This window comes from Herminiimonas sp. KBW02, from assembly GCF_003852535.1.
GTDB lineage: Bacteria > Pseudomonadota > Gammaproteobacteria > Burkholderiales > Burkholderiaceae_D > Oxalicibacterium.
On sequence record NZ_QAJP01000008.1, the window covers coordinates 478,442 to 491,164 of the forward strand.

Consider the following 12,723-nt stretch of genomic DNA (forward strand, 5'->3'; position numbering starts at 1 on the left):
TGAAGATATGAAGTATATATGGTATCGCTACGCAAAGCAATCTTAATTGCAGCTTCTTTATGCGGTGATACACTTCTCACCTTGCAATCATGTCTGCAATGATCCGGATAACCAGGCTTTTCAACGATTTGTAATGCTTATGAAATTTTGTTCCGAGTGCGCGCACCCAGTAACCCTGTTAATTCCTGAGGGTGACAATCGCCCGCGTTATGTATGCAGCAATTGCGGCACCATCCATTACCAGAACCCAAAAATGGTATTAGGCTCGATCCCGGTCTGGGACGAAGACGGTGATATGCGCATTCTGCTTTGCAAACGCGCAATCGAACCACGCCTCGGTTACTGGACGCTGCCAGCCGGCTTCATGGAAAACAATGAAACCACCAGCAATGCAGCGATCCGCGAAACCACCGAAGAAGCCGGCGCCAACATTCGCCTGCATGAATTGTTTTCTTTATTAAATGTGCCGCATGTACATCAGGTGCATATGTTTTACCGCGCCACCTTGCTCGACCTGAACTACGAAGCAGGCATTGAAAGCCTGGAAGTCAAATTATTCGCCCCCGAAGATATCCCGTGGGAAGACATAGCCTTCCCTACCGTGCATCACACCTTGCAATTCTTTCTGCAGGATCACGCCAACCGCAAGAATGGAGGCTCCTATGGCTTCCACACACTGGACATATTGAAGCCCATGTTGAGCCCGGAAGCATTTACCCCGACCTGACAAATAACAGATGCAAACAAAAATGGCGACTCACACTAGTTGAGCCGCCATTTTTTTAACCTCGATTCATTATTGCATCACCAATATGTTTCACGCTCCGGTGTCGCGCTGACATTGTGTATCGACAAATCAGCGCCATTAAATTCCTGCTCCGGATCAAGTCGTATGCCTACCGTCACTTTCAACGCACCATAAATCAGGAAGCCGCCTACCAGCGCAATCGAAATACCCAGGCCGGTTCCTATCAATTGCGACATGAAGGAAACACCACCCATACCACCCAATGCCTGCAAACCAAAGATACCGGCCGCGAGTCCACCCCATGCGCCGCACAAGCCGTGCAAAGGCCAGACACCCAGCACGTCATCTATCTTCCATTTGTTTTGTGTCAGCGCAAAAGCCCAGACGAAAATAAGGCCAGCAATAACACCTGTAATCAGCGCCCCCAGCGGATGCATAACATTGGAACCCGCACAGACAGCAACCAGTCCGGCCAACGGTCCGTTATGTACATAGCCGGGATCATTTTTACCCGCCAGGAATGCCGCCAGCGTACCGCCCACCATCGCCATCAATGAATTCACAGCGACCAGACCATTCATCTGTTCCATGGTCTGCGCACTCATGACGTTGAAACCAAACCAGCCGACGGTCAATATCCATGCACCCAGTGCGAGGAAAGGAATACTGGAAGGCGGATGCGCAGCGATCGTACCCTCCCTGGTATAGCGTCCACGACGCGCACCCAGCAGCAGCACGGCAGGCAAGGCGATCCAGCCGCCGACTGCATGCACGACAATGGAACCGGCGAAGTCATGGAAGTTTGCACCGAAGGTGCTATTAAGCCAGGCTTGTATGCCGAAGTGCTGGTTCCACGCGATACCCTCAAAGAACGGATACACCACGCCGACGACTAAAGCGGTGGCCAGCAATTGCGGATGAAAGCGCGCGCGCTCGGCGATGCCGCCGGAAATAATCGCCGGAATCGCAGCAGCAAAGGTCAGCAGGAAAAAGAATTTCACCAACTCATATCCATTACGCTGCGTCAGCACTTCGGCACTGCCAAAAAAACTCACACCATACGCAATGCTGTAACCAACGAAAAAATAGGCGATGGTCGAAACAGCAAAATCGACTAATATTTTGACCAGGGCGTTGACCTGGTTTTTCTTGCGCACCGTACCCAGCTCAAGAAAGGCAAAACCGGCGTGCATCGCCAGGACCATGACAGCACCGAGCATGATGAATAATGCGTCTGTGCCGTGTTTAAGTGCATCCATGCAAAAATCTCCCAATATGTGTGCGTAACGGATAAACGGATGCACCATAAAAGCAAAAATCGTTCCATTTTGGTGATTTTTATAAGACGTTGATTTTTAAAGATAATATTTACTTGCATTACGGAAACCCGGATAACGCACCAAAAATGAACGAAGGTATGAGCCAAAACAGGGAAAACGCATGATTCCATGGCTGGAAGCGGATGATCCTTTTCCGAATGTCTCTAGTGCATTAACCGAGGCGGATGGTGCGGCTGGCTTGCTGGCTGCCGGTGCCGACCTGTCACCCGGGCGCTTGCTGGAGGCTTATCGCAATGGGATTTTTCCGTGGTTTTCCGAAGGCCAGCCCATACTCTGGTGGAGCACCGATCCGCGCATGGTCTTGTTCGTCAAAGACTTCAGGATTTCACATAGCCTCAAAAAGAAGCTGAAACAGATCCATCGCAGCATCTGCAATCGCGACGGCCGCTGGGAAGTTCGTTTCGACCATGCGTTCGAAGAAGTCATGCGCGCCTGCGCCGAGCCACGTGATGGTGAAGGCGGCACCTGGATTTCCGATGAGATCATTGCCGGCTATGTCGGCCTGCATAAACTTGGGTATGCACACTCTTCCGAGCTGTGGCTGGATGGCGTACTGGTAGGTGGTGCTTACGGCGTCAGCATAGGACACATGTTCTATGGTGAGTCGATGTTTGCACGCGTACCGGATGCATCCAAAATTGCATTGAGCTACCTCGTACACTTCTTGCGAAATCATGGTGTTTCGATGATAGACTGCCAGCAGGAGACCTCGCATTTAGCTACGCTGGGCGCAGCGCCGATCGCACGATCAGAATTCATTTCACGCTTGCGTCAGGCTGCAGGTGGCCCGCAAATTAAAGACTGGCAGCCAATTGCATTGTTTCCAAACACATGAAGTAGTATTGTTACATCAGCTGTCTGATATTGATCTGGCCGACGAAGTCGCGAACTCGGGACGCACGAATTCGAAACTTAATTAAGTACGCAATCATGACGCACCCTAAGGAATTACCGTTCTCAACACTCCAGTTCTACGCAACTGCACCTTACCCGTGCAGCTATCTGGATGGACGGCAGGCGCGCTCGCAAGTTGCCACCCCATCACACCTGATCAACGCAGACGTCTATTCCGAACTGGTCAAGAGCGGCTTCCGTCGCAGCGGCATTTTCACATACCGTCCATATTGCGACGGCTGCCAGGCTTGCACACCGGTGCGCATCAAAGTCGCCGAATTCGTTCCAAATCGCAGCCAGCGCCGGGCGCAAGCCAGACATAGTGATTTACAAACCTCTGTTACCAAACTGACCTATCTGGCCGAACACTACGACCTGTATCTGCGCTATCAGACCGCACGCCATGCCGGTGGCGGCATGGATCAGGACAGCCGAGAGCAATATGCGCAGTTCCTGCTGCAAAGCAAAGTCAACACACGGCTGGTGGAATTCCGCGAAGACGACGGCACTCTGCGTATGGTCAGCATCATTGATGTGCTGGACGATGGCTTGTCATCGGTCTATACCTTCTACGATCCGGCACCACAAAACGCTTCTTACGGCACCTACAACATCCTGTGGCAAATCGCGCAGGCACAGGCGCTGCAGATGCCTTACATCTATCTGGGCTACTGGATCAAGGAAAGCCCGAAAATGTCGTATAAAACCAATTTCCAGCCTCTGGAAGCCTTGCAACAAGGCGAATGGATCCCGCTTCCGCCCCTCGATCCATCGTCCACGCGGTAAAATACAGGGTTCGCAAATCAGTTGATTTGCCCTTTGATTTACCAACCTGATCCTTACCGTGTCCGACAAACTTCTCTACGCTCTCGCGCGCCCCTTTCTGTTCGCCATCGATCCGGAAGCCGCCCATAACCTGACCCTGCCGGCACTGCGTCGCGCCGCTGCACTGGGCCTGACCTCTTCCATCGTCAAACCTGCACACGATCCACGCACCGTGATGGGCATCACCTTTCCAAACCCGGTCGGCCTGGCCGCCGGTCTGGACAAAGACGGCGCCTATATCGATGGCCTGGCCACATTGGGATTCGGTTCGATAGAGGTTGGTACCGTCACACCACGCGCACAACCTGGCAACGCGATGCCACGCATGTTCCGCCTGCCACAGGCAAACGCCATCATCAATCGCATGGGCTTCAACAATGGTGGCGCGGATGCTTTCGTTGCCAACGTCAGGGCTTCGAAGTTTTATCAAAACAAGGAAGGTGTGCTCGGCCTGAATATCGGTAAGAACGCCGACACGCCTATCGAACGTGCGGTGGAGGATTATCTGATTTGCCTGGAAAAAGTGTATCCGTACGCCAGCTATGTGACGGTCAACATCTCTTCACCGAACACCAAAAACCTGCGTCAGTTGCAAGGCGCATCCGAACTCGATGCATTGCTGTCGCAATTAAAAGAAGCACAGCAACGTCTGTCCGACCAACACAAACGCTATGTTCCGATTGCCCTGAAAATCGCACCGGATATGGAACTGGAACAAATCCAGACGATTGCGCAAGCATTGTTGCGCCACAAAATGGATGGTGTCATCGCGACCAACACCACCATCAGCCGCGACGCAGTGAAGAATCTCAAGCACGCAGAAGAAACTGGTGGCTTGTCCGGTGCACCGGTATTTGAAGCATCGAACAAAGTCATACGCGCACTGAAGAGCGAGCTTGGTGACGCACTGCCTATCATAGGCGTGGGCGGGATTTTATCCGGCAGCGATGCGCAAGCGAAGGTCGCCGCGGGTGCTTCACTGGTACAACTGTATACCGGCCTGATTTATCGTGGCCCGGCGCTGGTCAAGGAATGCGCTGCTGCATTGCATGCCTGAACGTTGAAGAGTTAACGCCAGCCTCAATTCTCACGCACGAAATTAAAAAGCCCGGACCACTGAGTGGTTCGGGCTTTTTATATTGAGCAGACAGCGCTTATTCGACTTCAACTGTCTCCGGTGTTGCAGCCGGAGGAGCCGTATCACCTTCACTGAAGTCCAGCTTGATCTGATCTTTATCATCCAGATCAACTGTGACTTTACCGCCAGTGACCAGGCGACCAAACAGCAATTCATCAGCCAGTGCCTTGCGTATCATGTCCTGAATCAGACGCGACATCGGACGGGCACCCATCAACGGATCAAATCCTTTCTTCGCGAGGAAAGTACGCAGCTTCTCGGTGAAGATCGCTTCTACTTTCTTCTCGTGCAGTTGTTCTTCCAACTGCATCAGGAATTTATCGACCACACGCAGGATGATTTCTTCATCCAGTGCACGGAAGCTGATGATGGCATCCAGACGATTGCGGAATTCAGGCGTAAACATACGCTTGATATCGGCCATCTCGTCGCCGGTTTCTTTCTTCTCGGTGAAACCGATAGTGCGTTTCTGCAGGCTTTCAGCACCGGCATTCGTCGTCATGATGATGATCACATTGCGGAAGTCCGCTTTACGACCATTGTTATCAGTCAGCGTGCCATGATCCATCACCTGCAACAGGATATTGAAAATATCCGGATGCGCTTTTTCGATTTCATCCAGCAGCAAGACCGCATGCGGCTTCTTGGTAATCGCTTCAGTCAGCAAACCACCCTGATCGAAACCGACGTAACCCGGAGGCGCACCAATCAGGCGGCTGACCGCATGACGTTCCATGTACTCGGACATATCAAAGCGTATCAGGTCGATGCCCATGATGAAGGCCAGCTGTTTCGCCGCTTCGGTTTTACCGACACCGGTAGGACCGGAGAACAGGAAGGAACCAATCGGTTTATCCGTTTTACCCAGACCTGCACGTGCGACCTTGATCGCCGAACCCAGTGCTTCCAGCGCCGGATCCTGACCGAACACGACATTTTTCAAATCGCGGTCTATGGTCTGCAATTTCGATCGATCATCCTGATTGACCGTTTGCGGAGGAATACGCGCGATCTTGGAAATGATGTCCTCGATCTCGGATTTGCCGATCGTTTTCTTTTGCTTCGACTTCGGCAAGATGCGTTGTGCTGCGCCCGCTTCATCGATCACGTCGATAGCCTTGTCCGGCAAGTGACGGTCGTTAATAAAGCGTGCGGCCAACTCAGCTGCTGAAGTCAACGCCGATGCCGAATACTTCACGCCATGATGTTCTTCAAAGCGCGATTTCAAGCCACGCAAAATCTGTATGGTTTGTTCGACGGTAGGCTCGTTCACATCGATCTTTTGGAAACGACGTGACAGTGCATGGTCTTTTTCAAAGACACCGCGGAATTCGGTAAACGTGGTCGCACCGATACATTTCAACTGACCATTCGACAAGGCCGGTTTCAGCAAGTTGGATGCATCCAGCGTGCCGCCCGAAGCCGAACCCGCACCGATGATGGTGTGGATTTCGTCGATGAACAGGATGCCGTTAGGATTATCTTTCAGTTGCTTGAGCACTGCTTTCAGGCGTTGCTCGAAGTCGCCGCGATATTTGGTACCAGCCAGCAAAGCACCCATGTCCAGTGAATAGACAACAGCGTTTTGCAAAACTTCAGGTACATCGCCCTGCGTGATGCGCCATGCCAGACCTTCCGCGATTGCGGTTTTACCGACACCAGCCTCACCTACCAGCAGTGGATTGTTTTTACGACGACGGCACAAGGTTTGAATCACGCGCTCGACTTCGCCTTCGCGGCCGATCAGCGGATCGATCTTGCCTTCGCTCGCCATCTTGTTCAGATTTTGCGTGAACTGATCCAGCGCGCTTTCTTTTTGCTGGCCTTCAGCCGATGGCGCATCCTCGGCACCTTCAGGTGCTTTTTGCGCATCGCTTTGCTGATCCTTGCGCACGCCGTGCGAAATGAAATTGACCACGTCCAGACGCGTCACACCTTGCTGATGCAAGTAGTAAACAGCGTGCGAATCTTTTTCACCAAAGATGGCAACCAATACGTTTGCGCCTGTCACTTCCTTCTTACCATTGGAAGCGGACTGCACGTGCATGATCGCGCGTTGGATCACGCGTTGGAAACCAAGTGTAGGTTGGGTATCGACCTCTGCGGCGCCAGGCACCGTAGGCGTATTGTCGCCAATAAAATTCGTCAGCGTTTTTCGCAGGTCTTCGATATTGACCGCACAAGCACGCAGAACCTCGGCCGCTGATGGATTATCCAGCAGCGCGAGGAGCAAATGCTCGACGGTGATGAACTCATGGCGCGCCTGTCTTGCTTCGACAAACGCCATATGCAAACTGACTTCTAATTCCTGCGCAATCATACTTCCTCCATCACGCACTGCAGGGGATGCCCCGCTTTTCGGGCGTGGTTCAAAACCAGCTCAACTTTCGTAGACGCGATATCTTTCGGATACACGCCACAAATACCTTTTCCGTCGCGGTGAACCATGAGCATGATTTGCGTTGCTGTCTCACGATCTTTACTAAAGTATTCCTGAAGAATCATCACGACGAATTCCATCGGCGTGTAATCATCATTCAGCAATAACACCTGATACATAGACGGCGGCTTGAGTTTTTGCTCTTGCCGCATAAGGACCGTACCATCGTCATGCTTAATTGCCATAGGTCTATTCTAATACGTTCGACCGTGTGCACAATGCCCAGAAGAACAGAGAAACAAATTAATTTAATATTACGCGTTTTCTTCTGAATACGCAGATAACGATCAAATGCAAAAAATCAAGAGTCACCCACTTTCCCCCTGAAAATAAAGTTTTTACCCCCACGAAAAGCGCTTGACTTTTGTATTTTTTGCGTAAAGAATGAATCTTATTGACATGCTTGACAACAATGGCTTGTCAATACGAAGTGAGCAGGTTTTAGGAGGGGCAACGTAAACGAGGCTACTTTCTTTTGCGGCTCGTGTGATTAAGTCTATATTAGAAAGACGCTTTTTATGGCAACAGGTACCGTCAAGTGGTTCAACGATTCCAAAGGCTTCGGCTTTATCACCCCGGATGACGGCGGTGAGGATTTGTTCGCACACTTTTCCGCAATCCAAATGAACGGCTTCAAGACCCTCAAAGAAGGTCAGAAAGTTCAGTTCGAAGTCACGCAAGGCCCTAAAGGCAAGCAAGCTTCCAACATTCAAGCTCCTTAATTTTTTAAGGACTTGCGAAAAACCCCGCTTCGGCGGGGTTTTTTATTGCCATTTTCATTGCGATCTTTACGACGTTATACCTTAAACACAAGCTCTCTTCCTCGCATATAACTACGCAACGAATTTCACACGCAAAATTATTTCTCCCATATATATGGGATGTAGTTAAAGCCTCGGCATAACACCACGCGACAAATTTGCAACACTCTGAAATTATTTACACACGTAATTTCGTTGCGATATTTCTGCAATACTTTGATATCGCATTCAACAAAATCTCTTTACCATCGCAACTCAGTCGTCACATGTCACCGCAACTACACCATGCCCCTGATTCTGTTTAACAAGCCCTTCCAGACCATGTGCCAGTTTTCGCCGCACCCTACGCGCAAATCGCTGGCCGACCACATCGACATACCAAATATTTATCCTGCCGGACGACTCGATGCAGACAGCGAAGGTTTGCTACTACTGACTGACGACGGCAAGCTGCAACACGCCATCAGCCATCCGGATCGTGAACACACTAAAACTTATCTGGTACAGGTCGAAGGCACACCCGATAGTGATGCACTGGCACGCTTGCGCGCTCCGCTCGATCTGGGCGATTTCGTCACGCGCGCATGTGTAGTCAAACGCGTAGCAGAACCTGATTGGTTATGGCCGCGCAATCCACCAATACGTGAACGCGCTAACGCACCAACCAGTTGGCTGACCATCACACTGTCGGAAGGAAAAAATCGGCAAGTGCGCCGCATGACAGGCGCAGTGGGTTATCCAACTTTGCGCCTGGTACGCATCGCCATCGGACCGGTGTCACTGGAGAGCCACCCACTGTGGCCGGGTGAATGGCGCGAAATTTCAGCCAAGGAACTAGGACTGAGCTAAATCATCCAAGCAGAGTTCTCAGCGCGGCCAAGGCACGCGATTTTGTCTTTTTCATTTACACTGCCCCACATCGCATTACTACTTACCAAGTCCATTCCATGAACAAATTCTTCAGCACTTGTGCGCTGACCATTGCATGTGCAGCCACCCTGACCGCAAGCGCCAGCTACGCCCAACAAGATAAGAAATTTCCAGTCATTTCATTAACCGCGGGGATGAATATCATCAAAGCCGAGGTCGCTTCCAATGAAGCCGAGCGTCAGCAAGGCTTGATGAACCGCGCCAGCATGGGGCCGAACGAAGGCATGATCTTCCTGTTCGGCGCACCGGCCGGTGTTTGTATGTGGATGAAAAATACCCTGATCCCGCTCTCAGTCGCCTTTATCGACGCCGACGGCAAGATCGTGAATATTGAAGATATGAAGCCGCAAACCCTGGAATCGCATTGCGCGAAAAAACCGGTACCGTATGCGCTGGAAATGAATGAAGGCTGGTTCAAGCATAAAAACCTGAAACCGGGCAGTGTCATAGAAGGCCTGCCGAAACTGCACTAAGCAGCACATGCAAACAAAAACCCCGCACGATCAAAATCGTGCGGGGTTTTTAATGTATTGCTCAGTGCTGCGCCTGGGCGCAGCTGACAAAAACGATTAAGCCAGCGCTTTCAAAGCAGCTGCGAGGCGGCTTTTATGACGTGCTGCTTTGTTTTTGTGAATGATTTTCTTGTCAGCGATACGGTCGATAGTCGACACGGATGCCAGGAAAACTTGCGCTGCAGCAGCTTTGTCGCCCGCTTCAATTGCCTTACGAACAGCTTTAACAGCTGTACGCAGCGTGGAACGCTGGCTGGAATTGTGAGCGTTTTGCTTAACTGCTTGACGAGCGCGTTTGCGTGCTTGTGCGGTATTTGCCATGAATATTATTTCCTAAAAACAGGTCTACGCGCATTCGCAAACACGCATGTTAGTGAGACAGAATTCTGTGAAGCTGCAGATTATAGCCGTATTTTCCTAATCAGGCAAATAGATGCTGACTCCCTTGCAAGATTGTTGCAAGGTGACCGCAATTGCAGAAATGTATATTTTTAACAACATTTTTAGACGCGGCGGCAAGGATAGAAGAATATTAATAAATATCCCTACAAGCGGAATTATCCCATGCCGGCAGGTACTAAGCGCTATCTCTTGTATGCAGGCCTCTTATGCACCCATCGTTTTACCTTGAACAGATATAATTCCGCTCCATGAACTTGCACAAAACGCTTGCGGCGGTCTCCGGCATGACGATGGTTTCTCGTGTGACAGGATTGATCCGCGAGATCCTGTTTGCCCGTGCATTTGGCGCGTCTGCCTATACCGATGCGTTCAATATCGCATTCCGCATCCCCAACCTGCTGCGCCGCTTATTCGCTGAAGGCGCATTTTCGCAGGCCTTCGTCCCCATCCTGGCCGAATATAAAAGCCAGAAGGGCGAAGAAGCGACCAAAAGCCTGGTTGACCATGTAGCAACAGTCCTGATCTGGACCATGCTGCTGACCTGCCTGATAGGCGTAGTCGCCTCCCCGTTTATTGTTTACCTGATCGCCACCGGACTCAAAGCCAAGTCCGAGATCTTCGACGCTTCGGTCTGGATGACCCGCGTGATGTTCCCATACATAGGTTTCATGGCCTTCGTCGCACTCAGCGGCGGCATCCTGAATACCTGGCGCGAATTCAAGATTCCGGCATTCACACCTGTTTTACTGAATCTATCCTTCATCGTCGCCACGCTGTTCCTCGCACCACATCTGGATCAGCCTATCTATGCAATGGCAATTGCCGTCATCGTTGGTGGCGTATTGCAAATGGCGATCCAGATCCCGGCCTTGCTGAAGATAGGCATGCTGCCGCGCATCTCGCGCAATCCATTCGCCAGCCTCGGCGATGCCGGTGTACGTAAAGTCCTGAGCAAAATGGGGCCTGCGGTGTTTGCCGTATCGGCCGCGCAGATCAGCCTGATGATCAATACCAATATCGCCTCGCGCCTGGAAAGCGGCAGCGTATCCTGGCTCTCGTATGCGGATCGGCTGATGGAATTCCCGACCGCCCTGCTGGGTGTGGCACTCGGTACTATCCTCTTACCTAGCCTGTCAAAAGCAAATTTTGAAGGCAATACCGAAGAATATTCATCCTTGCTGGACTGGGGCCTGCGTCTGACCTTTTTGCTGGCGCTGCCCTGCGCAGTCGGCCTTGCCACTATTTCCGAACCGCTGACGGCGACACTCTTCCACTACGGCAAATTCAACGAACTGTCGGTCGAAATGACCTCGCGCGCACTGGTCGCTTACGGTGTCGGCCTGATCGGCCTGATCCTGGTAAAAATCCTGGCGCCCGGCTTTTACGCGCAACAAAACATCAAGACTCCGGTCAAAATCGCCATCGGCGTGCTGATAGCAACGCAATTGATGAACATGATCTTCGTGCCGTGGATCGCCCATGCCGGTCTGGCGCTGTCGATCGGACTGGGAGCCTGCCTGAATGCCGGATTCCTCTACTGGGGACTGAAACGCCGCGGCATCTATAACGCACTGCCCGGCTGGCGCATCTTCTTTATCCGTCTCAGCGGTGCGTTGTTTCTGATGGCTGGCGTGGCACTCTGGACTGCCGGTCAATTCGACTGGGTCGCTCTGCATGCAACACCGTTCATACGGATAGGCGCATTATTAATTGTCATGGCAGCGTGCGGAATTAGTTATTTCGGCGCATTATTAGCCATGGGATTTCGCTTTCGGGATTTCAAACGCATCGCACGTTAATCCAAACTCATCGCCAGAGTCGGAACGAAGATCTGCACGATCACGGCATCATCGCTATGATGGAGGCATATGACGATCCAATCTCTCGAGTATTTCTCCACGCTGGTGCAGCAGGACGACAGCATTCCATTGTTCGAAGCTGCGCTCGCCATTGCACAGGATGCAGAGCCCAGTCTTGACCTGGCCGCATCGCAAGCGGAAGTCGATATGCTTGCCGTCAAATTAAAACAGCGCTTGCCGGACGACGCATCCACGCTGCAAAAGCTGCGGATGCTGAATCATTATTTTTATAATGAGCTGGGCTTCAGCGGCAACGTCAACGACTACTACAATCCAGAAAACAGTTACCTGCATCGCGTGATCGATACCCGACGCGGCATCCCGATTTCACTCGCGGTGTTGTATATGGAACTGGCGCAACAGATAGATCTGGATGTGCAGGGTATTTCTTTTCCCGGCCACTTCCTGATGAAGCTCGCCGTGCAATCCGGCCAGGTCGTACTGGATCCATTCAATGGCGCCAGCCTGTCGCGCGAGGAATTGGAAGAACGGGTCGAGCCTTACATCATGCAGCAAGACTTTCCCGATGATTTCCAGCTCACCGCCTACCTTGATGCCGCCAGCCCGCGTGACATCCTGGTGCGTATGTTGCGCAACCTGAAGACGCTCTTCATGCAGCAGGAACGCTGGCAACGGCTGCTGGAAGTGCAGGAAAGATTATTGATTTTGTTACCGCATGAAATTGCCGAGCGACGTGATCGCGGCATTGCGTACATGCATCTGGAATGTCCGCAAGCAGCCTTGCTGGACCTGGAGGCCTATGTCAAACACCGGCCTTATGCGATGGATACGGCGGAACTGCGAGCGCAATTCCCGAAACTGCGTGACGATATCAGCCGCCTGAATTAAAGCACTGCCACACAACTACTGCCTG

General features: G+C 51.7%; 13 protein-coding genes. 9 read left to right on the forward strand and 4 right to left on the reverse strand.

Features of this window, described 5'->3' with window-relative positions; all coding sequences use genetic code 11:
* The first annotated feature begins 139 nt into the window (after window positions 1-139).
* Window positions 140-727 (forward strand): NUDIX hydrolase, encoded by a 588-nt coding sequence (locus DBR37_RS15505; protein WP_124575430.1) that lies wholly within the window; start codon window positions 140-142, stop codon window positions 725-727.
* A 77-nt stretch (window positions 728-804) separates the two neighbouring features.
* Here the strand turns inward: DBR37_RS15505 and DBR37_RS15510 are convergent, their stop codons facing one another.
* Window positions 805-2,007, reverse strand: a complete 1,203-nt coding sequence (locus DBR37_RS15510; RefSeq protein WP_124575367.1) for an ammonium transporter — start codon at window positions 2,005-2,007, stop codon at window positions 805-807.
* A gap of 181 nt (window positions 2,008-2,188) precedes the next feature.
* On the opposite strand from DBR37_RS15510, the gene aat reads away from it, so the two are divergent.
* The 3 genes from aat (at window position 2,189) to DBR37_RS15525 (ending at window position 4,864) form a co-directional block, all read left to right on the forward strand.
* On the forward strand, window positions 2,189-2,923 hold the full coding sequence (gene aat / locus DBR37_RS15515; RefSeq protein ID WP_124575368.1) for a leucyl/phenylalanyl-tRNA--protein transferase: 735 nt from the start codon (window positions 2,189-2,191) through the stop codon (window positions 2,921-2,923).
* Between the two features lie 95 nt (window positions 2,924-3,018).
* Window positions 3,019-3,768: an arginyltransferase gene (locus DBR37_RS15520; protein WP_124575369.1), complete on the forward strand. Its 750-nt coding sequence runs from the start codon at window positions 3,019-3,021 to the stop codon at window positions 3,766-3,768.
* A gap of 58 nt (window positions 3,769-3,826) precedes the next feature.
* The gene (locus DBR37_RS15525; protein ID WP_124575370.1) at window positions 3,827-4,864 is read left to right on the forward strand and encodes a quinone-dependent dihydroorotate dehydrogenase; all 1,038 of its coding nucleotides are present in this window, start codon (window positions 3,827-3,829) and stop codon (window positions 4,862-4,864) included.
* A gap of 97 nt (window positions 4,865-4,961) precedes the next feature.
* Here DBR37_RS15525 and clpA read toward each other — a convergent pair whose 3' ends face one another.
* Both clpA and clpS read right to left on the reverse strand, forming a co-directional pair.
* Window positions 4,962-7,265 (reverse strand): ATP-dependent Clp protease ATP-binding subunit ClpA, encoded by a 2,304-nt coding sequence (gene clpA / locus DBR37_RS15530; protein ID WP_124575371.1) that lies wholly within the window; start codon window positions 7,263-7,265, stop codon window positions 4,962-4,964.
* Complete coding sequence (gene clpS / locus DBR37_RS15535; RefSeq protein WP_011871837.1) at window positions 7,262-7,570, reverse strand: ATP-dependent Clp protease adapter ClpS; 309 nt, start codon at window positions 7,568-7,570, stop codon at window positions 7,262-7,264. The genes clpA and clpS overlap by 4 nt, the downstream gene beginning before the upstream one ends.
* 333 nt (window positions 7,571-7,903) lie before the next feature.
* On the opposite strand from clpS, the gene DBR37_RS15540 reads away from it, so the two are divergent.
* From DBR37_RS15540 to DBR37_RS15550, 3 genes are all read left to right on the forward strand, one after another.
* Entirely contained in the window at window positions 7,904-8,107 is a 204-nt protein-coding gene (locus DBR37_RS15540; protein WP_009665919.1) for a cold-shock protein, read from the forward strand.
* A 324-nt stretch (window positions 8,108-8,431) separates the two neighbouring features.
* A complete protein-coding gene (locus DBR37_RS15545; protein ID WP_124575372.1) occupies window positions 8,432-8,995 on the forward strand; it encodes a pseudouridine synthase in 564 nt (187 codons plus the stop codon).
* Between the two features lie 98 nt (window positions 8,996-9,093).
* Window positions 9,094-9,549 carry a DUF192 domain-containing protein gene (locus DBR37_RS15550; RefSeq protein ID WP_124575373.1) on the forward strand — a complete coding sequence of 152 codons (456 nt, stop codon included), beginning with the start codon at window positions 9,094-9,096 and terminating at the stop codon, window positions 9,547-9,549.
* 96 nt (window positions 9,550-9,645) lie between these two features.
* On the opposite strand, the gene rpsT is transcribed toward DBR37_RS15550, so the two are convergent.
* Entirely contained in the window at window positions 9,646-9,909 is a 264-nt protein-coding gene (gene rpsT / locus DBR37_RS15555) for a 30S ribosomal protein S20 (RefSeq protein WP_012080371.1), read from the reverse strand.
* Window positions 9,910-10,238: 329 nt separating this feature from the next.
* Between rpsT and murJ the strand changes: the two genes are divergently transcribed.
* Window positions 10,239-11,789, forward strand: coding sequence for a murein biosynthesis integral membrane protein MurJ (gene murJ, locus DBR37_RS15560; protein WP_124575374.1), 1,551 nt, complete (start codon window positions 10,239-10,241; stop codon window positions 11,787-11,789).
* A 69-nt stretch (window positions 11,790-11,858) separates the two neighbouring features.
* Window positions 11,859-12,698: a SirB1 family protein gene (locus tag DBR37_RS15565; protein ID WP_124575375.1), complete on the forward strand. Its 840-nt coding sequence runs from the start codon at window positions 11,859-11,861 to the stop codon at window positions 12,696-12,698.
* Window positions 12,699-12,723 lie beyond the last annotated feature (25 nt).

What these genes read in the sequence shown, in the direction of transcription:
- aat (WP_124575368.1), top strand. Translation starts at nt 2,189, where the DNA reads ATGATTCCATGGCTGGAAGCGGATGATCCTTTTCCGAATGTCTCTAGT.
- DBR37_RS15545 (WP_124575372.1), top strand. Translation starts at nt 8,432, where the DNA reads ATGCCCCTGATTCTGTTTAACAAGCCCTTCCAGACCATGTGCCAGTTT.
- DBR37_RS15510 (WP_124575367.1), bottom strand. Translation starts at nt 2,007, where the DNA reads ATGGATGCACTTAAACACGGCACAGACGCATTATTCATCATGCTCGGT.
- DBR37_RS15550 (WP_124575373.1), top strand. Translation starts at nt 9,094, where the DNA reads ATGAACAAATTCTTCAGCACTTGTGCGCTGACCATTGCATGTGCAGCC.
- clpS (WP_011871837.1), bottom strand. Translation starts at nt 7,570, where the DNA reads ATGGCAATTAAGCATGACGATGGTACGGTCCTTATGCGGCAAGAGCAA.
- DBR37_RS15540 (WP_009665919.1), top strand. Translation starts at nt 7,904, where the DNA reads ATGGCAACAGGTACCGTCAAGTGGTTCAACGATTCCAAAGGCTTCGGC.
- DBR37_RS15505 (WP_124575430.1), top strand. Translation starts at nt 140, where the DNA reads ATGAAATTTTGTTCCGAGTGCGCGCACCCAGTAACCCTGTTAATTCCT.
- rpsT (WP_012080371.1), bottom strand. Translation starts at nt 9,909, where the DNA reads ATGGCAAATACCGCACAAGCACGCAAACGCGCTCGTCAAGCAGTTAAG.
- DBR37_RS15520 (WP_124575369.1), top strand. Translation starts at nt 3,019, where the DNA reads ATGACGCACCCTAAGGAATTACCGTTCTCAACACTCCAGTTCTACGCA.
- murJ (WP_124575374.1), top strand. Translation starts at nt 10,239, where the DNA reads ATGAACTTGCACAAAACGCTTGCGGCGGTCTCCGGCATGACGATGGTT.
- DBR37_RS15565 (WP_124575375.1), top strand. Translation starts at nt 11,859, where the DNA reads ATGACGATCCAATCTCTCGAGTATTTCTCCACGCTGGTGCAGCAGGAC.
- clpA (WP_124575371.1), bottom strand. Translation starts at nt 7,265, where the DNA reads ATGATTGCGCAGGAATTAGAAGTCAGTTTGCATATGGCGTTTGTCGAA.